At 68.4% G+C, this 21279-nt stretch carries 21 protein-coding genes and 1 riboswitch; of the genes, 6 read left to right on the top strand and 15 right to left on the bottom strand.

Features of this window, described 5'->3' with window-relative positions:
• Positions 1-19 precede the first annotated feature (19 nt).
• A riboswitch (cyclic di-GMP riboswitch) is annotated at positions 20-93 on the bottom strand.
• 440 nt (positions 94-533) lie between these two features.
• A complete protein-coding gene (locus Q5923_RS08240) occupies positions 534-1361 on the top strand; it encodes a GGDEF domain-containing protein (RefSeq protein WP_303133407.1) in 828 nt (275 codons plus the stop codon).
• Positions 1362-1363: 2 nt separating this feature from the next.
• Here the strand turns inward: Q5923_RS08240 and Q5923_RS08235 are convergent, their stop codons facing one another.
• The gene (locus tag Q5923_RS08235) at positions 1364-1606 is read right to left on the bottom strand and encodes an HAD family hydrolase (RefSeq protein WP_303133405.1); all 243 of its coding nucleotides are present in this window, start codon (positions 1604-1606) and stop codon (positions 1364-1366) included.
• A gap of 310 nt (positions 1607-1916) precedes the next feature.
• Here Q5923_RS08235 and Q5923_RS08230 point away from each other — a divergent pair, with 310 nt between their 5' ends.
• Positions 1917-3143 (top strand): ATP-binding protein, encoded by a 1227-nt coding sequence (locus tag Q5923_RS08230; protein WP_303133403.1) that lies wholly within the window; start codon positions 1917-1919, stop codon positions 3141-3143.
• Between the two features lie 28 nt (positions 3144-3171).
• On the opposite strand, the gene Q5923_RS08225 is transcribed toward Q5923_RS08230, so the two are convergent.
• Positions 3172-3987 (bottom strand): HAD family hydrolase, encoded by an 816-nt coding sequence (locus Q5923_RS08225; RefSeq protein WP_303133398.1) that lies wholly within the window; start codon positions 3985-3987, stop codon positions 3172-3174.
• A gap of 246 nt (positions 3988-4233) precedes the next feature.
• On the opposite strand from Q5923_RS08225, the gene Q5923_RS08220 reads away from it, so the two are divergent.
• Both Q5923_RS08220 and Q5923_RS08215 read left to right on the top strand, forming a co-directional pair.
• The gene (locus tag Q5923_RS08220; protein ID WP_303133397.1) at positions 4234-4860 is read left to right on the top strand and encodes an HAD family hydrolase; all 627 of its coding nucleotides are present in this window, start codon (positions 4234-4236) and stop codon (positions 4858-4860) included.
• A gap of 89 nt (positions 4861-4949) precedes the next feature.
• The gene (locus Q5923_RS08215) at positions 4950-5963 is read left to right on the top strand and encodes a dipeptidase (RefSeq protein WP_303133395.1); all 1014 of its coding nucleotides are present in this window, start codon (positions 4950-4952) and stop codon (positions 5961-5963) included.
• 182 nt (positions 5964-6145) lie between these two features.
• Here Q5923_RS08215 and Q5923_RS08210 read toward each other — a convergent pair whose 3' ends face one another.
• The 7 genes from Q5923_RS08210 to Q5923_RS08180 all read right to left on the bottom strand — a co-directional run bounded on the left by Q5923_RS08210 (position 6146) and on the right by Q5923_RS08180 (position 11595).
• Positions 6146-7114 (bottom strand): hypothetical protein, encoded by a 969-nt coding sequence (locus Q5923_RS08210; RefSeq protein ID WP_303133394.1) that lies wholly within the window; start codon positions 7112-7114, stop codon positions 6146-6148.
• Positions 7115-7557: 443 nt separating this feature from the next.
• Positions 7558-8358 (bottom strand): metal ABC transporter permease, encoded by an 801-nt coding sequence (locus tag Q5923_RS08205; RefSeq protein ID WP_303133393.1) that lies wholly within the window; start codon positions 8356-8358, stop codon positions 7558-7560.
• A gap of 1 nt (position 8359) precedes the next feature.
• Positions 8360-9196: a metal ABC transporter ATP-binding protein gene (locus Q5923_RS08200; RefSeq protein ID WP_303133391.1), complete on the bottom strand. Its 837-nt coding sequence runs from the start codon at positions 9194-9196 to the stop codon at positions 8360-8362.
• Complete coding sequence (locus tag Q5923_RS08195) at positions 9196-10212, bottom strand: metal ABC transporter substrate-binding protein (RefSeq protein WP_303133389.1); 1017 nt, start codon at positions 10210-10212, stop codon at positions 9196-9198. The genes Q5923_RS08200 and Q5923_RS08195 overlap by 1 nt, the downstream gene beginning before the upstream one ends.
• Before the next feature lie 54 nt (positions 10213-10266).
• Positions 10267-10635 carry a hypothetical protein gene (locus Q5923_RS08190; protein WP_009278887.1) on the bottom strand — a complete coding sequence of 123 codons (369 nt, stop codon included), beginning with the start codon at positions 10633-10635 and terminating at the stop codon, positions 10267-10269.
• Positions 10628-11101 carry a Fur family transcriptional regulator gene (locus Q5923_RS08185; RefSeq protein WP_009278886.1) on the bottom strand — a complete coding sequence of 158 codons (474 nt, stop codon included), beginning with the start codon at positions 11099-11101 and terminating at the stop codon, positions 10628-10630. Before Q5923_RS08185 ends, Q5923_RS08190 begins: the two co-directional genes overlap by 8 nt.
• Positions 11102-11349: 248 nt before the next feature.
• Positions 11350-11595 carry a hypothetical protein gene (locus tag Q5923_RS08180; RefSeq protein ID WP_303133387.1) on the bottom strand — a complete coding sequence of 82 codons (246 nt, stop codon included), beginning with the start codon at positions 11593-11595 and terminating at the stop codon, positions 11350-11352.
• Positions 11596-11863: 268 nt separating this feature from the next.
• Here Q5923_RS08180 and Q5923_RS08175 point away from each other — a divergent pair, with 268 nt between their 5' ends.
• Positions 11864-12721 carry a pirin family protein gene (locus Q5923_RS08175; protein ID WP_303133385.1) on the top strand — a complete coding sequence of 286 codons (858 nt, stop codon included), beginning with the start codon at positions 11864-11866 and terminating at the stop codon, positions 12719-12721.
• A 152-nt stretch (positions 12722-12873) separates the two neighbouring features.
• Here the strand turns inward: Q5923_RS08175 and nagA are convergent, their stop codons facing one another.
• The gene (gene nagA, locus Q5923_RS08170; protein ID WP_303133383.1) at positions 12874-14049 is read right to left on the bottom strand and encodes an N-acetylglucosamine-6-phosphate deacetylase; all 1176 of its coding nucleotides are present in this window, start codon (positions 14047-14049) and stop codon (positions 12874-12876) included.
• 122 nt (positions 14050-14171) lie between these two features.
• Here nagA and Q5923_RS08165 point away from each other — a divergent pair, with 122 nt between their 5' ends.
• Complete coding sequence (locus tag Q5923_RS08165; protein ID WP_303133381.1) at positions 14172-15071, top strand: proline iminopeptidase-family hydrolase; 900 nt, start codon at positions 14172-14174, stop codon at positions 15069-15071.
• A gap of 369 nt (positions 15072-15440) precedes the next feature.
• Here Q5923_RS08165 and Q5923_RS08160 read toward each other — a convergent pair whose 3' ends face one another.
• From Q5923_RS08160 to Q5923_RS08140, 5 genes are read right to left on the bottom strand one after another with little or no spacing between them, the layout of a single operon-like run.
• On the bottom strand, positions 15441-16565 hold the full coding sequence (locus Q5923_RS08160; RefSeq protein ID WP_303133380.1) for a biotin--[acetyl-CoA-carboxylase] ligase: 1125 nt from the start codon (positions 16563-16565) through the stop codon (positions 15441-15443).
• Positions 16552-17520 carry a DegV family protein gene (locus Q5923_RS08155; RefSeq protein ID WP_303133378.1) on the bottom strand — a complete coding sequence of 323 codons (969 nt, stop codon included), beginning with the start codon at positions 17518-17520 and terminating at the stop codon, positions 16552-16554. Before Q5923_RS08155 ends, Q5923_RS08160 begins: the two co-directional genes overlap by 14 nt.
• Positions 17508-19469, bottom strand: coding sequence for an acetyl-CoA carboxylase, carboxyltransferase subunit beta (gene accD / locus Q5923_RS08150; protein WP_303133377.1), 1962 nt, complete (start codon positions 19467-19469; stop codon positions 17508-17510). Before accD ends, Q5923_RS08155 begins: the two co-directional genes overlap by 13 nt.
• Positions 19456-20793, bottom strand: coding sequence for an acetyl/propionyl/methylcrotonyl-CoA carboxylase subunit alpha (locus tag Q5923_RS08145; protein WP_303133375.1), 1338 nt, complete (start codon positions 20791-20793; stop codon positions 19456-19458). Before Q5923_RS08145 ends, accD begins: the two co-directional genes overlap by 14 nt.
• Complete coding sequence (locus Q5923_RS08140) at positions 20794-21237, bottom strand: 3-hydroxyacyl-ACP dehydratase FabZ family protein (protein WP_303133374.1); 444 nt, start codon at positions 21235-21237, stop codon at positions 20794-20796. It abuts the gene before it with no gap.
• Positions 21238-21279 lie beyond the last annotated feature (42 nt).

The raw sequence follows: 21279 nt of genomic DNA, 5'->3' as shown, positions 1-21279 counted from the left end.
TCTCCCAACGAAGTGACAAGATTGCAACTGGCTACCAGTGAAGGCCCTATAGCTTTGCGTCGCCGCCTTTCGACGGTTTTGCCCAACACAATTTAAGGGAAAAGAGTAGACATAATCAAGCTGAAAATACTAATCTCGCTCAATAAGAAATCGATTCATGCCAAAACCCTGATCCAATCTCATTGCAGGGGGGGTCGAACTTGAACGCTTCGCCAACAACAGCATCCCGATTTGACCTCCCCACGCGAACCGAAGTCGGAGGCCTGAGCCTGATATTGGGGCTACGTCGGCACTCGAGATTCGAGAGCCTCGCACTCACGTTGTCCAACCTCAGGTGTGGGACGTCCCTAGCCGCAATAACACTCTTCATGGAAACGTACATGCTCGTCAATAATTTTCTCATGGAGAGGAACGAGCGACTGGTATGCCAGCTCGGATGGCCTTAGATCATACAGCATCGCATCGCATACGCCACGCTCTTCGTCAGCGCCACACTGCTCATCGGGTGGAACGCCTATCGTTCTCTGCGAGGGATGGAACACGTTTCGCTCAGCGTCTCGCAGGCAATAATCTGGCAGTTCGTGGTGGTCTCTCTCGCCTTTGGCGTCTTTGTTGCCATGGGTGACCTCGCTCGAGGCAACGGTGTGTACTCCTTCATCGTCCAAGTGGTAAGCATCGTCTGCGTATTCGCCATCCGCCCCATCGTGCTCATACCCGCCATAGCCGCGACGTTCGGCCTCGTCATCTGGCAGGCAGCAAGGCTATCAGCCACGAGCCACGGAACGCTCACGAACTTCATTTCACTCGGTCTCGTTCTCATCGTTGCCTGTTGTGTCAGATACCACACGCGTATGTGCGACATCCGCTCTCAGGAGCGTCTTGAGCGGTATTCGTTCCAAGACGCCCTTACAGGCTTAGGTAACGTGAGGGCACTCTACGTTGACGTCCAAAGAAGCATCGGAAAACGAGTCAACATCGCAGCACTGGACATAGACAACTTCAAAACATATAACGACCGATTCGGTCATGAGACCGGTGACCGCATTCTCTCGCTTTTTGCAACAATCATTTCCCGCGAGCTTGGCGGTAGCATCCAGCTCTATCGCCTAGGCGGTGACGAGTACCTCGCGATGTCCACGTCCGTCCCATCTGACGAGTTCGCAGCTCGTGTTGCAAAAAGCCGCAAAGTCTTCGAAAGCCGTATGGCAGACAACCATATACGAATAGGCAAGGCAACCATCAGCTTCTCCATCGGCTACGCATCCGGCAGGATTAACGAGACGGACGACATCAAGCCACTCCTAAACAAAGCGGACGTCGAGATGTACCAGGAGAAACACAGCCACCACTGTGCGTCGTGACCTCACCCCCGTACCGCGGGCATCTCTCCCCTGACGAGGGCTTCGATGGCGTCTGCCACCGCCTCGTCCTCGACGCGTCCCAGCCGCCAGCTCGCCGCCGCCTTGGCCTCCGGCGTCGCACCCTCCACGGCAAACGAGAGCGGCACGTGCTCCAGCATGTTCACGTCGTTGCCCCCGTCGCCAAAGACCGCCACCTGGTCGAGGCCGATTCCCAACCGCTCGCAGAGCACGTCGACCGTCTCCACAATTCGGCGCTTCCGTGCGCAACTCCGATCTATCGCCACTTCTGGCAGCTGGCACGACCAACCCGCAAGGCACCCGCTCTTCGAACAGCGAAATGATGGCGATGGGCCAAGTCTCGCGCTGGCGAAGTGACCCATGTCAGACCGTCAGCCGTCCCCATGCAAAACGATCAATGCGTCCCATGCAATAGTGCAGCGATGCCGCAGACACTGCCAGAGGCACCACCGGGAAAGTGGTCGTTAAGGATACATACTTTGCATTTTTTTACGAGTTATGTATCCTTAAGCGAGCTTTTCCAAGGAGGCAAGGTCCATGGCGGAACTCTACAGACGTGAGCTGTACCTCAAACGGCTAAGGCCTTTCTACGAGACTGACCTCATCAAGGTCGTGACGGGCATGAGGCGCTGCGGCAAGTCCTGCCTCATGCAGACCGTGATGGAGGAGCTGCGCGAGTGTGGGGTCGGCGAGGACCGCATCACCTACCTCGACCTCGACGCGAGGAGGTACCGGCGCGTGAGGGATCCCGACACCTTTGACAAGGCCATCGAGGCGGCCATAGGGGAGGACCCGCGCGGCAGCTACCTTTTCGTCGACGAGGTCCAGAATGTGGAGGGCTTCGAGGAAGTCGTCGAAGCATGGAGGCTCGAAGGCGTCTCGATTTTCATCACGGGCTCCAACTCCTACCTCCTCTCTGGGGAGCTCGCCACAAAGCTCACTGGGCGCTACGTCGAGCTTGAGCTCTTTACCTTGGCATTCCCCGAGTGGCTCGGCATGAGGGAGGCACTCGGGGAAGAGATTGGCCCTACGGCAGCGGAGTTCGAGCGATACCTGCGCGAAGGCGGCATGCCCGGCGCCGTGCGGCTCCCCAACCCTGCGGCACGCTCCGCTTACGTAGCGGACGTCATCGCCCAGGTCATCGAGAAGGACGTCAGCAGGCGCGCCGGCAAGGTCCGCAATGCCGAAGCGTTCCGACGCGTCATGACATACATGGTCTCCAACTACGCGGCACCTACGAACTTCGCCAACATCGCCGAGGAGCTCCGCGAGGCTCAAGGGACGCCCGTCCTCGCGAGGACGGTCTCACGCTACGCAGGCTACCTGGAGGCCGCCAAAGTGCTCTATCGCTGCCCCACGTTCGACCTCAAGAGCAGGAGGAGCCTTCACGGAGGCGAGAAGCACTACCTCGCTGACCTCTCGCTTTACTACGCGCTCAACACGGACAACCAGGTCAGCTACGGCCCAGCCCTCGAGAACGTGGTCTACCAGTATCTGAGGCGCCACGGTTGGACGGTCAGCGTGGGACGCGTTGGCAGGCTGGAGGTGGATTTCATCGCACGGAAGGACCAGCGCTACGTTTATGTTCAGGTGTCGATGAGCATCGTCGACCAGAATGTGGAGGAACGGGAGTTCCGTCCGTTCTCGCTAATCAGGGATGGGTGGCCGCGCTACCTGCTCACCCTAGACCCCCTCCCCACGACGCGGGACGGCGTCACGCACCTCAACATCGCGGAGCTGATGGCTTCGGACGCCGACCTCTAGCAGGGCCTCTTGCGAGGCCTAACAAGGCCTAGCGAGGCATCTCTCCCCTGACGAGGGCGTCGACGGCGCCGGCCACCGCCTCGTCCTCCACGCGGCCCAGCTGCCGGCTCGCCGCTGCCTTCGCCTCCGGCGCCGCGCCCTCAACCGCGAACGAGAGCGGCACGTGCTCGAGCATGCTCACGTCGTTGCCCCCGTCGCCGAACACCGCGACCTGGTCGAGGCCGATCCCCAGCCGCTCGCAGAGCACGTCGATGGCCGGGCCCTTGCCCCAGCCCGCCGTCATCACGTTGATCCAGCCCGGCTGCGGCACGTCGAAGGCGAGCTCGGGCAGCTCGGAGGCCAGGCGGTCCGCAAGCTCGTGCATGGCGGCGAGGTCTCCGTCGAGGAAGACGTTCGCCTTGACCGCGGAGGCCACCGGGACGTCGTCCACCACGCGGCAGCGCGCGGCGTACGAGGGAAAGCAGGCCTCGAGGTCGTCGAGCGAGCCCTGGACCAGCAGCGGCGTGGCGTCGTCGAAGACCACCGCCCCCGCCCCGCCGATGCCCGCCACGGCCTTCGCCAGCCGACGGAGCGCCCCCTGCGTCAGGAGCTCCTCATGCACGAGCTCCCCGTCCAGGTAGACCTGCATGCCATTGGAGGCCAGGGCCGTGGCGCAGCAGGCCTCGTCCCCGCCGAGCAGGGGGGCGATCCACTGGTGGCCTCGGCCGCTGGCGGGCCCGATGCGCAGGCCCGCGTCCAGCGCGCGGTGGAAGGCGGCGAGCGTGCGTCGTCCCACGACCTTCTGTCCGTAGGGCAGGATCGTGCCGTCGATGTCGGTCAGAATGAGTCGCACGTCGGTGGCCATGGGCCTTCTCCCCTGCCTCTGGGCTTCCTCGATTCGCGTGATGGGCGGACGGCTCGTGTGGCGCACGGGTGACTTCCGTCATCGCATGCGGTCCGTCCGCGAACGCGCGGTTCGTCCACGAGTATAGTTGCGGAGGCTTTCCCGCGCTGCGAGGGGCCTGCCCGCGCTGCGAGGGGCCCGCCCGCGCTGAGAGGGGCCTGCCTACGTTGCGAGGGGCCTGCCCGCGCCGAAACGAACGGAGCTCCCATGAGATTCACCCACGTCGCCTTCGACCTGGACGGCACCCTCATCGACACCGACCCGCCTTTGCTCAGGACCTGGCAGCGCACGGCCCATGGCTATGGGCTCGACCTGCCGCTCGACGACTTCCGCGTCGCCTTTGGCATCACGACCGTGGACGCGCTCGGGCACCTGGGGCTGGACGTCGACCCCGACGAGTTCGTCCGGCGCTGGAACGACGACTACGCCGCCTTCGCCGACGAGACGGAGTACTTCCCCGGCGCTCGCGAGCTCCTGCGCGACCTGCGCGGCCACGGGCTGGGCCTGGGCGCCGTCACCTCCCGCGAGAGAGACGAGTACGAACGCTTCTTTGACAAGTTTCACCTGGACGATCTGATGGGCCAGGTGGTCCTCGCCGACGCCACCGAGCGCCACAAGCCCGCGCCGGATCCCCTGCTGCGCTTTGCCCGGCTCGCCGGGGCGGACCCCGCACGCTGCGCCTACGTGGGCGACCAGCCCAGCGACGTCCAGGCCGCGCGTGCCGCCGGCTTCGCATCGTGCATCGTCGCCTGGAGCCACCCGCATCCCGAGGAGGCCGGCGCCGACTTCGTCGCCCACGGCTTCGACGAGCTCGAGCGCTGGCTGCTCGCGTGATAGGCGCCTGGCCCACGCGCCAGGCCGACCCACGACGACGGACTGACGCGGCTCTCTCCCGATCCCTTCCCGTGCCCCTGGAGGCAGCCATGCGCGTGTTCGACCTGCACTGCGACACCATCGACGCCCTCGCCCTGCGCGACGTGGACGCCATCGGCAGCGTCCTCGGCCCCAACGACGCGGACGACCTGGCGCACAATCGCCTCGCCCTGGACCTCGGCCGCATGCGCCAGGTCGCGGACGACGGCTGGTGCCAGTGCTTCGCCATCTGGGTGCCCGAGGTCCTGGAGGGGACGCCCTTCTCGCCTCGTGCCGCCTACGAGCAGGCCCGGGACTACTTCGAAGAGCAGGTCCAACTGCACGCGGACCTCGTGGCGCAGGCGCGCAGCATGGGCGAGGCAGACGCCGCCGTCGCCTCCGGGCGCGTGGCAGCCTTCCTGACCCTCGAGGGCGCCTCCCCCATGGAAGGGGAGCTCGGCTACCTCGAGCGGCTGCACGAGGACGGGGTGCGCATGGTCACCCTCTGCTGGAACGGCAGGAATGCCCTGGCCAGCGGGCACGAGACCTGCGACGGCCTGAGCGCGCTTGGCCGCCGGGCGGTTCGGCGCATGGGGGAGCTGGGGATGGTCGTGGACGTGAGCCACCTCAACGACGAGGGCTTCGCCGACCTGCTCGCGTGTTCTGACGCCCCGTTCGTGGCGTCACACTCCAACAGCCGCGCCGTCTGTGGGCACCCCCGCAACCTGACCGATGACCAGTTCCGCGCGATCGTGGAACGCGGGGGCCTTGTGGGCCTCAACTACTTCCGCGCCTTCGTCACCGAGCGCGCGGCGGCAGACGGTGCGATGGTCGCAGGCCGCCCCACGTCCGAGGTGAGCTTCGACGAGCTTGCCGCGCACGTGGAGCACTTCCTCGACCTGGGTGGGGAGAACGTCATCGCCCTGGGCAGCGACTACGACGGCTCGGAGGTGCCGGATTGGCTTGACGGCTGCCAGAGGCTTCCGGCCTTCCACGAGCGCATGGCCGCCCGCTTTGGCGACGAGCTATGCGAGAAGGTCTTCTTCTCCAACGCCCGCGACTTCTTCCTGCGCACGCTGGGCTGAGCCCGCGGGGAGCAAGGGGCGCGTCGCCCGTCGTCGAAGGCAAGCAAAGACAGCAAATCTCACGAAATGCTGTCGATTTTCACGTTTGGCCTGTTGGTGGGAATCGAAGACAGCAATTCTCACAAAATGCTGTCGGCCTCCCCGGGGATGGCATCATTACCCCCGGCAGCGCCACCTTGCCCCTACGGATGCTCGAACAGCAGCGTAGAGAGAAGCTTCTCTCGCCTTGCCCGCAACCCTTCGTCCGCAAGGGCTCGCCGCGGCAGCATGAGGCTCTGGCGGGTCGACCTCTCCAGCAAGATTATCAGCTGCTGCGCAAGCAGGTTCATGGCCCCGCGCTCGAGCAGGTCCTCCTTGGTCACCACGAGGGTCGCCCGGCCGCTCGCAGCCAGATCCCTCTCGCGGCGCCGGTCATCCACGTACTTCCGCCTCAGCTGCAGCCTGAGGGACCGAAGGCTGCGATCCAGACCGGCGTCTCCGGGACGGGATCCGAGGTCCATTGCCGCCGATTCTAGGCCACGCAGGTCAAGGTGTCCCTCCCCGTCATAATTCAAGCAGACGGGTGCCTGCCTGAACTCGATGTCGGGAACCCTCGACGTGCGAGTCATGGGCAAGCCAGCCCCAGCCTGCACGCGTCTGTTGAGCATGATGGGACCCAGGTCGTAGCCGCCCTCCCCGCCGGGAAGCGCAAGGAGCGTCGCAAGCACGGCCTCGAGGGGCGACCAGGCGTTCGGACCCGAAAGCCCCAGGGCACGCCCCACGCGTGACGTGGCACTGGAGGAAGGAAGCCGAGCGAGCTCCCAAAGCAGCTCGTCCGTCTCCGCGAAGGGGGCAAGCCCAAAAGCCACCTCCCCCCTGACGGGGTCGACCGGGTCGCACGCGAACGTCCCCTCCAGCTCGGATGCGACGCTTGACAGCAGGCCAAGCTCGAGCGAGGAAGAGAGCTGCATGAGCGTGAGGGCGGCACTGCAGGCGTAGACTCCTTCTCCCAAACACAAGAATGCAGGGAACTCGGGCTCGCCCGCGTATGCCTTCCCCTTGAGGAACGCATTGCTCGAACGCCTTGTATCGGGATGGCAGAGGCAGTCGAGCTTGCCCCACTTTGCCAGGTAGGCCTCTCCGTCAATGCCAAGGACGCGCAGCCGGGACATGAGGTCCTGCCTCTTGATCCGTTCTCCAGCACCCCGCTTCAGGGGGAAGGGACACGGCCGCGGACGGTCGTGTGCCGGATGGCTCCGGCGCCATGCGCGGATGAGCGCGAGTGAGGTCCTATGCGAGAAGACAATGTCCATGGACGGATTGTAGCGAGGGCAAAAATACTGCGCGTGCAGCTAGCTGCCAGTGATGTGCGCCTTGACCAGTCGGCCACAATTCCGCCCGGAGCGTCGGCTGCCAAGACGGCCATGGCAAGAAACAGCATTCTGTGAGATTTGCTGTCAAATTTTGCGTTTGGCCTGTTGGCAGAGAAAAACGACAGCATTTTGTGAGAAATGCTGTCGACTCCAGCCCCGTATGACCCCAAGCCCCGCCCGACTCCGTGATCGTACGACCACGACCCCGTCCAACCCCGGGCCCAGCGCGGCAGGAAGCGGGCCTAGCGCAGCAGGGAGGCGAGCTTCTTCGCGGCGAGGATGACCAGCAGCAGGGCCACCGCCATGAGCACGATGGTGCCGCCCGGCTTGAGCCCGAAGTAGTACGAGACGACCAGCCCGCCCACCGTGGTCACGACGCCCACCACGCTGGAGATGACGCAGGTCTGCCTCCAGCTCCGGGCGAGCTGCAGCGCGCAGGCCACGGGCACCACCATCATCGACGAGACGATCAGCGAGCCGACCGTCCTCGACGCCACGGCCACGACCAGCGCGACCACGATCACGAAGGCGAAGTTCGCGGCCGAGACGGGCACCCCCACGGCGCGCGCGTGGCGCTCGTCGAAGGACATCAGGAAGAGCTCCCGGCGCATGAGCAGGCAGACGAGCACGGCCAGCGCGCTGATGACGGCGATGGTCGCGGTCTCCTCCGCGCTCACGGTGAGGATGCTGCCAAACATGAAGCTGTTGAAGCTCGAGGCGTTGGGCACGAAGCCCGAGAGCACACCGGCGAGGCCGATTCCGGCCGCCATGACCACGGCCACGGCGAGCTCGGACTGGTCGCGAAAGCGCCGGCGAATCCCCTCGATGCAGAGGGCTCCCGTCAGGCAGGCGAGAATGGCGCCGCCCACCGGGCTGAGGCCGCCGACCAGGCCCGCGGCCACGCCGGCAAGCGAGGTGTGCGAGAGCGCGTCGCCGATCATCGAGAGGCGCTTCAGGACGACCGTGACCCCCACCAGGGGAATCACGACGCCCAGGAGCACGCCCACCACCAGGCCGCGCTGCATGAATACGTAAGCGAACAAGCTACGCCCCCCGTGAGTCAGTCTTGGCCGTGCCACCAGCCGCCGGGGCCGCCGTGCCACCGTCCGCCGGGGCCGCCGCACTGCCAACCGAAGCCGCAGCGCCACCACCAACCGGGGACGCGCCACCGTCCGCCGGAGCCGCCGCGCACGGCGCACCAGCCGCGGGACCCACCTCGCGGGCCACGCCGTCGGCGATCTCCACCACGCGGCAGCCCAGCTCGCCGAGCGGGGCCAGGTCGTGGGTCACGAGCAGGACCGCGAGGCCCCTCTCGTCGTGGGCGTCCGCCACTAGCTGGTAGAAGATGCTGCGACTCTCCCTGTCCAGGCCGTTGGTGGGCTCGTCCAGCACCAGCAGACGCGGGTCCCCCACCAGGGCGCAGGCCAGCCTCACGCGCTGGAGCTGCCCGCCAGAGAGCTCGCGGATGATCCGCCTCCCGTAGGCGGCGAGGCCCACGCGGGCCAGCGCCTCCTCGCTCCGGGCACGCCGCTCGCGTCCGCTCGCGCGACGTCCCAGCGAGTACTGACTCGCGTCCACCAGCTCGAGCACACTGGCCGGGAAGCGCGAGATTGCCTCCGGGGGGAGCTGCGGCACGTAGCCCACCAGCCCCCAGTCGCGGAAGCGCGCCGGGCTCTGGCCGAAGAGCCGCACCGAACCGGAGTCCAGCGCGAGCTCGCCCACGACCAGGCGCGCGATCGTGGACTTGCCCGCACCGTTGTCCCCCACGAGGGCACAGATCTGCCCGTCGTCGAGCTCGAGGTCGACCCCCCGCAGCACCTCGGTGCCCCGGTACGAGAAGCGGACGTCCTGCAGCGTGACCGGCCTCGAGCCCGCACTCATCAGGCCAGCGCCTTCTTAAGCGCCTCGAGGTTCTTGCGCATGGTCGAGAAGTAGTCCGCGCCCGCAGCCAGCTCCTCGTCGGAGAGCCCCTCGAGCGGGTTGAGCTCCTCCACCTGGGCGCCGGAGGCCTCGGCGATGGCCTGCGCCACCTTGGGGCTCACCAGCTCCTCGCTGAAGATGTACTTCACGTCGTGCTGCTTCACGAACTCGACGATCTTGGCCATGGTCTGGGCGTCTGGCTCGGCGTCGGCCTCGATGCCCTCGATGGCCATCTGGTTGAGGCCGTACTGGTGGCAGAGGTAGCCGAAGGCCTCGTGGCTCACCACGATGTCGCGCTTGGGCAGCTTCTCGATCGCCTGCGAGAACTCGCCGTCGAGCTTGGCGGCCTCGGCCGACCACTTGTCGTAGTTGGCCTCGTAGGCGTCCTTGCCGTCGGGGTCGGCAGAGATCAGGCCGTCCGCGATGGCGCGCATTTGAATCGCGGCGTTGGTGGGCGAGAGCCAGCAGTGCGGGTCGGTGGTCGAGACCTCGCTCGGGTCCTCGCCGTGCTCAGCGTGCTCGGCCTTCTCCTCCTCGAGCGCCTCGGCGCTGAGCTCGAGCAGGTCGACGTCCTTGCTGGCCTCGACCGTGACCAGCTTGGAGTTCGAGAGGCTCTTCAGGGTGTCGTCCACCCAGTGCTCCATGCCGGCTCCGTTGTACACCAGCACGTCAGCCTCCTCGAGGCTGCGCAGGTCGGCGGTGGAGGGCTCCCAGTCGTGGGGCTCGGTGCCGGCGGGCACGAGGCAGCTGACCTCGGCGCGGTCGCCGGCGATCTTCTGCGCGAAGTCGTACATGGCGTAGAAGCTCGCGACGACCTTGAGCTTGCCGGAGTCGGTCGCGGTCGTTGCGGCGGCGCCGTCCTGGCCCGCAGGCTTCGAGCAGGCGACGAGCAGCGTGCCGGCGCCGATCGCGGCGGCAGCGAGCAGCCCGCGACGGGACACGATGGGACCGAAGCTCTTGCTGATGGACTTGTTCATGCTTGTTCCTCCTGTGGTTCGTCTCCGCTTCTTGGGCTCGATCTGGCACGGGGCTCAGATGTCGAGGCGGACCCCCAGGTCGATGGGCGTCTTTCGGGCGAGAGTGACGCAGCACGCCACGATCGCGAGGACGCTCGCGGGAGCGGGTAGCCCCACGGGTCGCGGCGCGGGGCCGGCCGGCAGCGCTCCCCTGCCGGCGACGCGCGCCACCTGGGCCATGGTGCGGCAGATGGGGCAGCCCTCGCCCTGGCACTCGTGGTGAGACTCGCGCGCGAGCCACAGGGCCGAGAGGCCCAGCTGCAGGGCGAGCACGAGGCAGAGCGCGAGGGCGAGAGGACCGCGCGGACGGCCGCCGTGGACTGCGCGGGCGCGCGCAGGGACGTCAGGACGGCCGACGCACAGCGGCGAGGACGGGCTAGGCATGGAAGCCGCTCTCCCCCGCGGGAGCCGCGTCGGCGTCGGCGGGCGAGGCACCGGGATGGGCCGCCTGGCAGTCGTCGCAGTAGCCATAGAGCACGGTGCGCGAGAACTCGATCGCGAAGCCGTGGTCGTTGCGCACGTGCTCGTGCAGGTCGTCCAGCATGTGGCAGTCCAGGGCGAGCACCTTGCCGCAGCCCAGGCACACCAGCTGGCCCTCGTCGGGACGCTCGGGGTCGATCAGGCGATAGCGCGACTCTCCCCCACCCGGCGAGACGACCTTGGCAACGGCGCCGTCGCGCGCGAGCGCCTCGAGCGTGCGGTAGGCGGTGGTGCGGCCCACCTTGGAGCCCTCCTCGCGCAGGCTCCCGAAGACGTCGTCCACGCTGAGGTAGTGGTCGGCGTGGCGCGAGAGGAAGTCGAAGACCGCCTGCCTCTGCCTGGTGTTGTAGCCGTGCCTGACCGCTGGCATCCGCTCTCGCCTCCCGTCGCCGTCCGACCCCGTCGCCTTGCGGGTCTCGCCTCACCGCACGCTGGCGGCATCGCTCGTCTCCCCTTGCGAATCCGACATTTGGATTCGGATTTCATTTTAGAAAGCGAGAAGGACGATGGAGCAGCGGCCGGGACATCTGTCGCATCCACACGCTTTCGTCACATCCGGGCGGGGCTCGACGACGGGCGGGCGGCCGCGCAGCGGGATCGATGCAGCCAGGTCCGGGCCTACAGGTTGTGCTTGGCCATCTTCTGCTCGAATATGCCGTTCACGATGGCACTGAGCTGCTCCTTCGCCTCGCCGGTAAGGGGACCCTCCTGCTCCGCGATCGCAAAGAGGTCGGGGTGCTCGGCGGCTATCTTCTCGACGGTCTTGCCCGTCGCGTGAGCACGCACGAAGACGGGGATGCGCTTGATGTACTCCTCGGGAACCAGCTCCAGGATCTTCCTCGCCGCGTCCTTGTTGACTGCCATGGTCGTTTCCTCTCTGTGGCGGGGCGTTGCGGCTGGGTCGCCTGCGCCCCTCTCCCCTGCTTGCGCATCGCATCCTAGGTCCGCCTCGTTATTATATAGTGCGCTATTTAATAGCGCACTATATAATCGTCACAGAGGAAGAGACGTCGGTCTAGGCCGCCCGTCCGGACGGTATACAAGCGGCAACGCAAAACGCGCGGCGTCGGACGCTCCGCCACCCAACGGGGGACGCGGACCAAGTCGGCGCCGCAAGCCGAAGGAGGCAGACATGGACAGGCACGCGACCAACGTGGTGAAGGGATTCAGGACTATCGACGGCGGAGGGGTCAGCCTCGTCCGCGTGCTGGGCAACCAGACCGCCGACGCCTTCGACCCCTTCCTGATGCTCGACTCGTTTGACAGCACCGACCCCGACGACTACACGGCCGGCTTTCCCTTCCACCCGCACCGCGGCATCGAGACCATCACCTACGTCCGCCAAGGCGGCATGCACCACCGCGACAGCATGGGCTACGAGGACACGGTGAGCGACGGCGGCGTGCAGTGGATGTGCGCGGGCTCCGGCGTGATGCACGAGGAGACCATCCCTCCCGCGAAGCGGCTCCTGGGCGTGCAGCTGTGGCTCAACATGCCCGCGGCGGAGAAGATGGCAAGCCCCCGCTACCATGCCATCCGGAGCTCGGACATCGAGGAGATCAAGATCGAGGGCGGGGACCTGCGCCTGCTCGCGGGCCGCTACGTCGACGCCGACGGCAGGACGCACACGGGCTACCAGGGCGAGCACCTTCCCCTCGACTACTACGACCTGGGCGTGGAGCCCGGCAGGACCGTGGCGATCGACGTGGACGAGGACCGCTCCGTGCTGGCCTTCACCCTGGAGGGCTCCGCGCGCGTCGGCGGACTGCCCGTGGGCCCCAAGACGGCCGTGCGTCTGGAGGGCGGCGACCGCGTCGTGATCGAGGGCAAGGACGAACGGGCGCAGGTCCTGCTCATGAGCTCCAAGAGGCTCGACGAGCCCGTGGCCTGGGGCGGACCCATCGTGATGAGCACCCGCGAGGAGCTCATGGACGCGTTCCGCGAGCTCGAGGACGGGAGTTTCCTCAAGGAGGGCTCGCTCAGGGACTAGGCACAAGTGGCTCCGGTTCCAGCACGGCGAAGGCCGCGGCCCGTCTCCCCAGGGAAGCGAGTCGCGGCCTTCTTACTGCAGTTGCATTTGCGCCGGCCAAGGCCCCGAGTCCTTCTTGCTACGCTGGCATCGGCCGGGGTCTCGCGGCCTCCCTACCTCACCGGCACGCCACCCACGTAGGTGGCCTCGAGCTCGAGGTCGGCACCCATGACGTTGAAGTCGGCCGCACGGCCCGCCTGGATCACGCCGCAGCAGTCGTCGACGCCCGACATGCGCGCGGGAATCTCGCTCGCCATGCGGATGGCCTGCTCGGCCGTGGCCGCACCCCAGTCGACGACGTTCTTGACCGCGCGTGCCAGCGTGAGCACGGAGCCGGCGATGTTGCCCATGCCGCCATCCTCATCCACCAGGTGCGCCACGCCATCCTGCAGGCGAATCGGGAAGTCACCCAGCTCGTAGTCCCCGTCCGGCATGCCACCGCAACGCAGGCAGTCCGACACCAGCGCCACGTGCTGCCAGCCCTTTGCGTTAACCATCGCGCGGGCCGCGGGCGCCTGCACGTGGATGCCGTCGCAGATGAGCTCGGCGTAGGTCTCGCTCGTGGTCATTGCCGCTCCCACCAGACCGGGCGCGCGGTGGCCCAGGCCGGTCATGGCGTTGTACGTGTGCACGAAGGAGGTCGCGCCCGATCCCACGGCGGCGACGCCCTCCTCGTAGCTGGCATTGGAGTGGCCGAGCGCGGTCGCGACGCCCATCAGCGACATCTCGGCACAGAACTCGGCGCTGCCCGGGCGCTCCGGTGCGAGCGAGGCCCTGCAGATGAGGCCGTGCGCCTCGTCCTGCCAGGCGCAGACCTGCTCCACGGAGGGGTCGCTCATGTGCGCGGGATTCTGCGCGCCAGCGTGCTCGGCGGTGAAGAAGGGGCCCTCCAGGAATATGCCCTCGATGCGTGCGCCCACAAAGTCGTCGCCGCGCAGCTGGTCTGCCTGCCAGACGCTCGCGCAGGCCTCGCCGATCTGCTCGGCAGGCTGGGTCAGCGTGGTGGGCGTCCACGAGGTCGTGCCGTGGCGCGCGAGCTCGACGCTCGCGGCGTTGATGCCTTCGGGGTCGCAGTCCATCACGTCGTGTCCCAAAAAGCCGTGGATGTGCGTGTCCACGAAGCCCGGCGTCACCCACTTGCCCGTGCAGTCCAGGACCTCTGCCCCCTCGGGCAGCTCCTGCACTACAGGCCTGAACGCGCCGTCCGCCACGGGCAGGTAGCCCGAAGCCACGACGCCGCCCGCCAGCACGACGCGATCGGACTTGACGAAGAAGCCGTTCTGGTCCATGGTTCCTCCTCTTGGGCGGGAGCGACGGCCCCGGACGCGGGGTCGCTCTCCCCTTGGTTTCTCCCTGAGTATAGGCTGGGGGAGAGAGGCCACCAACACAGCTGCGACAGAAGGCCGGCAAGATGCACATCAGCGAAGGATACCTGCCCTTCTTGGGCCACCAGACCCATTGGCGCGTCGTCGAGCCAGACGAGGAGCTGCCCGGCCGTGCGCCGCTCGTGCTCCTGCACGGCGGACCGGGGTCGACGCACAACTACTTCGAGGTGCTGGACGGCCTGGCCGACCTCGACGGCAGGAGGCTGGTCATGTACGACCAGCTGGGCTGCGGTCTCTCGTGGGACGACGGGCTGGCGGGACATGACGAGCTCTGGCGCGCGGACACCTGGCTGGACGAGTTCGACGCCCTGCGCGCGGGGCTTGGGCTGGAGCGCATCCACCTCCTGGGGCAGTCATGGGGCGGGATGCTGGCGCTCATGCACCTCCTGGACCGCGGGGGCGTGGGCGTGAGGTCGGTGGTGCTCAGCAGCACGCTGGCATCGGCGAGCCTCTGGGGCAGCGAGGGACACCGGCGGCTTCGCTACCTGGGCGCGGACGAGCGCAGGACCATGGAGGAGACGGAGAGGAGCGGGCGCTTCGACACGCCGGAGTTCCGCGCCGCCGAGGCCCGCTACCTGGAGCTCTTCTGCGCCGGAGAGCCGGACGAGTCGAGCCCGGAGTGCCTGAGGAGGCCCAAGCGCACCGGCCGCGAGTCCTACCTCGCGGCGTGGGGAGACAACGAGCTCATGCCGAGTGGCACGCTCGCCGGCTTCGAGTACGCGGGACGCCTGAAAGAGGTGCGCTGCCCCGCACTGGTGGTGAGCGGGACCCAGGACCTCTGCTCCCCGCTGGTCGCCAAGCAGCTCGCGGACGGCATTCCCGGGGCGCGTTGGGAGCTCTTCGAGGGCTGCCGGCACGCGTGCTTCGTCGAGGACACGCCGCGCTACCTGGCGATGCTGCGGGAGTGGCTGGACGAGAACGACTAGCTGGCGCAGGCGGCGTGCGGCGGCCGGCGGCGAGCGCGGCTGACATCGTGGCCGGTGGCTATTCCGAGGCGGGCGCTGCGTCGAGCACGCGCGAGCGCACGCCGTTCTCGCCCGATGCGCCCAGACCGCATGCGACTCTCACCTTGCACGCCCATCCCGCACGCGCGAGCGCACGCCTTTCTCGCCTCGCACGCACATGCGCACACGCTTCTCGTCCAGCACGCACGAACGCACAGCGGGCTCCGCGTTTCCCCAGATGGCGAGAGGGACCGTTGTGCGCAACTGCGTGCTTGATGTCAGGGATGTGCGCGGCAGCGTGCTCGGTGCATACGCATGTGCGCGACAGCGTGCTCGGCGCCCGATCGTGCGCTACCGCGTGTGCGGCATCAGGGGTGCACGGCGGAGAAGCACGTCGCCGGCAGTCACGCGAACCGGCCACGAGCCGTCGCCGGAGGAGCCGTTGCCATCCGCCGGAAGGACCTCGAGCGATCCGTCCGCGCGCACGTCCCCCGCGACGCCCTCCACCCTATGACCGGCGGCGAGGTCGACCGTGACGGGATGCCCGCGAAGGACGTTCTCCACGTTCACGCGAGAGACGAGCTCGTCCCGCGCTGTCTCGCCGCCAAACGCGAGCGCGCCCATCTGCCGGCGCAGGCCACGCGCGATGCCGGCACACAGGCGGTCGCGCAGCTCGGCGAAGGGCGGCAGCCCGTCGAAGTGCAGCTGAAGCGACGTGGAGAGGGGCGTAGGCAGCCGGTCGGCCGCGACGAGGAGGTTGGCCCCGACGCCGACGACCACCCCCACGTCATCCGCATCCGAGAACGCCACCTCCGAGAGGATGCCGGCAAGCTTGCGTCCGGCCAGGTAGACGTCATTGGGCCACTTGAGTCCGAGCAGCTGGGCAGGGCTAGCGGCGACCGCGGTTCCGGCACCATCGACAGCGTGCGCTGCGCCACCGGCATTGCCCGCGACACCAAGGCCACCCGCAACACCGAGATCACCCGCGACACCGAGGCCACCCGCACCGACGACCACGTCGCGCAGGGCGTCGAGCACGGCAAGGCCAGCGGCAAGGGTAAGCAGTCCCGAGTCCGAGCCCCGCATGAGGGAGGCGGGGAGCGCGAGCACGAAGGATGCCGTGAGCGAATCGCCCACGCCACTCTGCCACGAGCGGCCAAGTCTGCCTCTACCCTGGGTCTGCTCGTCGGCGACCACGAGGCAGACGGGAACGCGGCCTACTCCTCGCCAGGGACGACCGCGCCGCCCGTCCGCAGCGTCTCCAAAACCCGCTGACACGGGCAGGCTCCCCAGGCTGGGATAGAGCCTCCGCGCAAGATCGTTGGTCGACCCGCAGGTGGCGACATGCACCAGCTCGTCGCAGGCCTGTCGGGAGAGGGGGAGGTCATCACGACCTGCGTCACGTCCCGCGTCGCGGCCAAGTCCTCCGTCGGCGTTGACGACCGTCTCGGCAGAGGTGTCCTCAGCGGCCGCCAAGGCCATCCGCCCCGCCCGCACCGAAACCGTCTGCCGCCACGTCGGCGCCACTGGCCACGTCGGCGCCACCCGTCGCCTCGCCACCCGCCACACCAGAACCGCCACCCGACGCGTCGACCCAGCCTAGGGCCAGCGACCCGACCCCCAGCCTCGACGTGAGCACGGGCCCACCGTCCTTCACGAGCACCCTCGCCTTGGGGCGACGGCGACGCAGCTCGACGAGGGCGAAGCGCGCCAGCTCGTCGGCATGCCCGAAGTGGGACACGATGACCGTCCCCACGTCCGCGGGAACGGGCCCCACGAGCTCGCGCGCGGCAGAGATCCCCCCGCGGACGACCTCGACCGTCTCGATGGCGCCCTCACGCAGGCAGAAGACCGGGTAGCGCCCCAGCATCCCCGCCACGGAGCGCCGCGTCGCCCCGAGCCGGCCGCTGCGGCGCAGGGGCCTCATGTCCGGGACGGCAAAGCGTATGCCCACGCGTCCGCGGAACTCGCGCACGCCGTCCGCGACCTCCGTGAGCGAGAGGCCCGCGTCCGCGAGGGCCCGGGCCTGACGCACGACGAGCTCGAGCCCCGAGGCCGTGGCCCACGAGTCAACGACCTGCACGCGCCCGCCGACGCCGGTCCGCTCCCGGTCAAGGGCCGCAACCGCCTCGCGGGCGGCGCGGTGCGCGCCAGACAGCCTCGCCGACATCGTCACGCACAGCACGTCCCGGTCCGAGTCGAGCAACCGCTCGAAGGCCCGCGCGAAGTCGCGCTGGTAGACCGACTCGGTCCCCACGAAGGGGTCCTCGCGCAGGATCGCCTCGTAGTCGCCGTTCTCACCTTGGGGCAGCTCCGGCCGGCGCTCGCCGCGCGCGACGTAGGTCATGGGCAGCACGGTGCACCCCAGCTCGCGCGCCTCCTGGCGCGTGAGGCAGCAGGTGGAGTCCGTGACGATAGCTATTCCTGGCATAGCGCGTCTCCTCCCATGCGGCGGAAGCGGTCGTAGCGGCGCTCGAGCAGCTCGTCCACGCCCAGACCAGCCAGGGCGTCGACCTCCTCGGCGAGCCGCGCGGAGAGGGACCGGGCGAACCCCTCGCCACCCAGGCCCGCGTCGTCCACCACGTCATCCACGATTCCCAGCTCGACGAGGTCGCGCGCCGTGACGCGCAGGGCCTCCGCCGCCTCCGCAGCGCGCGACGTGTCCTTCCAGAGGATGGACGCAGCGCCCTCCGGGCTCACGACCGAGTACACGGCGCCCGAGAGCATGAGCGTCCGGTCGCCTGCGGCCAGGGCGAGCGCCCCACCAGAACCGCCCTCGCCCACGATGACCGAGACGACGGGCACCCTGAGCCCGCCCATCTCCACCAGACTCGAGGCGATGGCCTCGCCCTGGCCGCGCTCCTCCGCGCCGACCCCGCAGTAGGCGCCCGAGGTGTCGACGAGGCATACCACGGGACGGCCGAACTTCTCGGCCTCGCGCATGAGGCGCTGGGCCTTGCGATAGCCCTCGGGGTTGGCCGAGCCGAAGTTGCGCGCGACGCGTTCCTTGGTGTCGCGGCCGCGCTCGGTGCCTATCACCGTCACGGGCCGGTTCCCCAGCAGCGCGATGCCGCCCACGATGGCCGCGTCGTCGCCGAAGAGCCGATCCCCGTGCAGCTCGAGGAAGCCGTCGAAGACCTGCTCCATCAGGGGGAGGACCGTCCCGCGCTCGCCGCCGCGCACGCGCGAGAGCAGCTCGTACGCCGAGGGAGCGGGCGTGGCCGATGGTGAGCCCTTGGCCGGCGCCCCGCCTTCCCGTCCGACATCAGGCGAGAGAGGCGTGCCCTCCTGGCCTCGCGAGCCCTCGCGAGCCGCACCGACGCCTTCGGTGGAGAGACGCACGCGTTTGCCCTCCTGGTCCCGCGCGGCCTCGCGAACCGCACCGCCCCCGTCCCCGCCAGCCGACAGCGCGACGCCCGAGGCGCCGGCGCCGTCCTTCCCCGTCCCCGCGGCGCCGGAAGGCTCCCCCAGCACGTCGGCCGCGGCGCGGACCTCGGGCACGTCGGCCCCGTCGGGCGCACGGTAGGCGCCGCCCTCGTGCAGGGCCAGCAGCCTGCCCAGCATCGAGGGGACGTCCCTGCGCTCCACGATGCGGTCCACGAAGCCGTGCTCCAGGAGGAACTCGGAGCGCTGGAACCCCGCGGGCAGGCGCTTGTGGGTGGTCTGCTCCACCACACGCGGCCCGGCGAAGGCAACGAGCGCCCCAGGCTCGGCCAGGGTGACGTCGCCCTCCATCGCGAAGCTCGCCGTGACGCCGCCCGAGGTCGGGTCCGTCAGCACCACCACGTAGAGCAGCCCCGCCTCGGAGTGCCTGCGCACCGCGGCGGAGACCTTGGCCATCTGCACGAGCGACGTGGTCCCCTCCTGCATGCGCGCCCCACCCGACACGGTGAAGCCTACCACGGGGATGCGCAGCTCGAGGGCCCTCTCGAAGAGGCGGCAGAGCTTCTCGCCCACCACGGCGCCCATGGAACCCATCATGAACTCGCCGTCCATCACGAAGACGCCGGTGGGGCAGCCGCCGATGGAGGCCACACCGGTGAGGACGGCGTCGTTCTCGCCCGTGCGCAGGCGGGCGCTGCGGAGCTTCTCCTCGTATCCCGGGAAGCGGAGGAAGTCCCTCACCCTGAGCTCGGCGTCCATCTCCTCGAAGCTCCCCGCGTCCACCGTCATCGCGAGGCGGCGGCGGGCCCTCAGCCGCATGGGATGGCCGCAGCGCGGGCACACGTCCAGGTTGTCGGCCAGGATGTCGGCGTCCGTCACGCGACGGCAGTTGGGGCACTTCACGAACACGTGGCGCGACGGCAGCTCGACGGGAACCTCGGTCACGGCCCCCTCGAGCACGTTCACGCTCTTGGTCTTCTTCCTATTCGTCGCCATAGAGGTGCTCCATGAGGTCGGTGTGGTAGACGCCCGAGACGAACTCGGGGTTCGAGAGTATGTCGAGCTGCAGCTCGGAGTTCTCCGCCACCCCCTCGATCACCAGCTCGCCCAGGGCGGAGCGCATCTTGCGTATGGCCTCCTCGCGCGAGGGGGACGAGATGACGAGCTTGCCCAGCATCGAGTCGTAGTAGGGAGGCACGGACGCCCCCTGGAAGAGGGCCGTGTCGAAGCGGACCCAGGGGCCGCCCGGGACGTGCAGCATGGACACCGTGCCGCACGAGGGGAGGAACTCGGGGGTCTCGGCGTTGATGCGGCACTCGATGGCGTGGCCGTCCACGCGGACGTCGTCCTGGGAGAAGGGCAGCTCCACCCCGGACGCCACGCGCAGCTGCCACTTCACCAGGTCGACTCCCGTGACCATCTCGGTCACGGGATGCTCCACCTGCAGGCGGGTATTCATCTCCATGAAGGCGAAGGTGCCGTCGTCGGAGCAGAGGTACTCGATGGTGCCCACACCCACGTAGCCCACGGCCCGGGCGAGGTCGCGCGCGGCGGCGTGCATGCGCTCGCGGACCTCGGGCGTGACCGAGGGGCTGGGGCTCTCCTCCAGGAGCTTCTGGTTGTGGCGCTGCACCGAGCACTCGCGCTCGCCCAGCGAGACCACGTTGCCCCGCGCGTCCGCCAGGACCTGGACCTCCACGTGGTGGGCGGGATGGATGAAGCGCTCCATGTAGCAGCCGCCGTCGCCGAAGGCCGCCTGGGCCTCGGAGCTCGCGGCCAGGAAGGCCGAAGCGACGCCCTCGGGGCCCGTCACCTTGCGGATGCCCCTGCCGCCGCCACCGGCACGTGCCTTGACCAGGAGCGGGAAGCCTATGCGGCGGGCTTGCTCCTGCGCATCCGCCTCGTCGCGCAGGAGGTCCGAGCCCTCCACCACGGGCACCCCCGCCGCGCGCGCCGTCCGGCGGGCCTCGTCCTTGTCGCCCATGCGCTCGATCACCTCGGGAGAGGGACCGACGAACACGATGCCGCAGTCGCGGCACTCGCGCGCGAAGGGGGCGGACTCCGAGAGGAAGCCGTAGCCGGGATGGATGGCCGTGGCCCCGCTCTCCAGGGCGACGGTGAGAATGGCATCGGCGTTGAGGTAGCTCTCCTGCGGGCGCGGCCCGCCTATGCAGTAGGCCTCGTCGGCAATCTGGGCGTGGAAGGCGCCGGCGTCGGCCGTGGAGTAGACGGCGACGGTCTTCACGCCCATCTCCTTGCAGGCGCGTATCACGCGGACGGCGACCTCGCCACGGTTGGCGACGAGGATCTTCTCGAACACCTAGCGCCCCCCGTCGGCCACGTCGGCGGCTGGCACCAGGGCGAACGACATGTCCGCGCTGCAGCAGGGCATGTCCCCCACGAGCGCCTCGCCGTGGGCGAAGTGGAAGGCCCCGTGCTCGCGCGTGATGCGGCAGCGCAGCTCCACGGTGTCGCCCGGCCTCACGGGGTGCCTGAAGCGCACCTTGTCCAGGCTCGTGTAGAGGGGGACCCTCCCCTCGCCCGACATCGCCTCGCCCAGGAGGACGCAGCAGTTCTGCGCGAGCATCTCGCACAGGATCACGCCGGGCACTACGGGGTCGCCGGGGAAGTGCCCCCGCACAAAGAACTCGTCGCCCGTGACCGTCACGTGCCCCACGGCCTCGTCCCCGACGACCTCGGCGTCGTCCAGGAGCAGCATGGGCTCGCGATGGGGCAGCAGCCCCTTGATCTCTTCCCTGTTCATGGCTCGTCTCCCTCGCAGGCCCGTCGGCCGTCCGCGTCAGCT

The organism is uncultured Olsenella sp., assembly GCF_959602185.1.
GTDB classification, from domain to species: domain Bacteria; phylum Actinomycetota; class Coriobacteriia; order Coriobacteriales; family Atopobiaceae; genus Olsenella_I; species Olsenella_I phocaeensis.
Note: the sequence above shows the minus strand (reverse complement) of the source record. Positions and strands in the feature narration are given on the sequence as shown.

Coding starts and splice junctions, on each gene's coding strand:
- Q5923_RS08240 (WP_303133407.1), top strand. CDS start 534: ATGGAACACGTTTCGCTCAGCGTCTCGCAGGCAATAATCTGGCAGTTC.
- Q5923_RS08230 (WP_303133403.1), top strand. CDS start 1,917: ATGGCGGAACTCTACAGACGTGAGCTGTACCTCAAACGGCTAAGGCCT.
- Q5923_RS08225 (WP_303133398.1), bottom strand. CDS start 3,987: ATGGCCACCGACGTGCGACTCATTCTGACCGACATCGACGGCACGATC.
- Q5923_RS08220 (WP_303133397.1), top strand. CDS start 4,234: ATGAGATTCACCCACGTCGCCTTCGACCTGGACGGCACCCTCATCGAC.
- Q5923_RS08215 (WP_303133395.1), top strand. CDS start 4,950: ATGCGCGTGTTCGACCTGCACTGCGACACCATCGACGCCCTCGCCCTG.
- Q5923_RS08210 (WP_303133394.1), bottom strand. CDS start 7,114: ATGTCCCGGCTGCGCGTCCTTGGCATTGACGGAGAGGCCTACCTGGCA.
- Q5923_RS08200 (WP_303133391.1), bottom strand. CDS start 9,196: ATGAGTGCGGGCTCGAGGCCGGTCACGCTGCAGGACGTCCGCTTCTCG.
- Q5923_RS08195 (WP_303133389.1), bottom strand. CDS start 10,212: ATGAACAAGTCCATCAGCAAGAGCTTCGGTCCCATCGTGTCCCGTCGC.
- Q5923_RS08190 (WP_009278887.1), bottom strand. CDS start 10,635: ATGCCTAGCCCGTCCTCGCCGCTGTGCGTCGGCCGTCCTGACGTCCCT.
- Q5923_RS08185 (WP_009278886.1), bottom strand. CDS start 11,101: ATGCCAGCGGTCAGGCACGGCTACAACACCAGGCAGAGGCAGGCGGTC.
- Q5923_RS08180 (WP_303133387.1), bottom strand. CDS start 11,595: ATGGCAGTCAACAAGGACGCGGCGAGGAAGATCCTGGAGCTGGTTCCC.
- Q5923_RS08175 (WP_303133385.1), top strand. CDS start 11,864: ATGGACAGGCACGCGACCAACGTGGTGAAGGGATTCAGGACTATCGAC.
- nagA (WP_303133383.1), bottom strand. CDS start 14,049: ATGGACCAGAACGGCTTCTTCGTCAAGTCCGATCGCGTCGTGCTGGCG.
- Q5923_RS08165 (WP_303133381.1), top strand. CDS start 14,172: ATGCACATCAGCGAAGGATACCTGCCCTTCTTGGGCCACCAGACCCAT.
- Q5923_RS08155 (WP_303133378.1), bottom strand. CDS start 17,520: ATGCCAGGAATAGCTATCGTCACGGACTCCACCTGCTGCCTCACGCGC.
- accD (WP_303133377.1), bottom strand. CDS start 19,469: ATGGCGACGAATAGGAAGAAGACCAAGAGCGTGAACGTGCTCGAGGGG.
- Q5923_RS08140 (WP_303133374.1), bottom strand. CDS start 21,237: ATGAACAGGGAAGAGATCAAGGGGCTGCTGCCCCATCGCGAGCCCATG.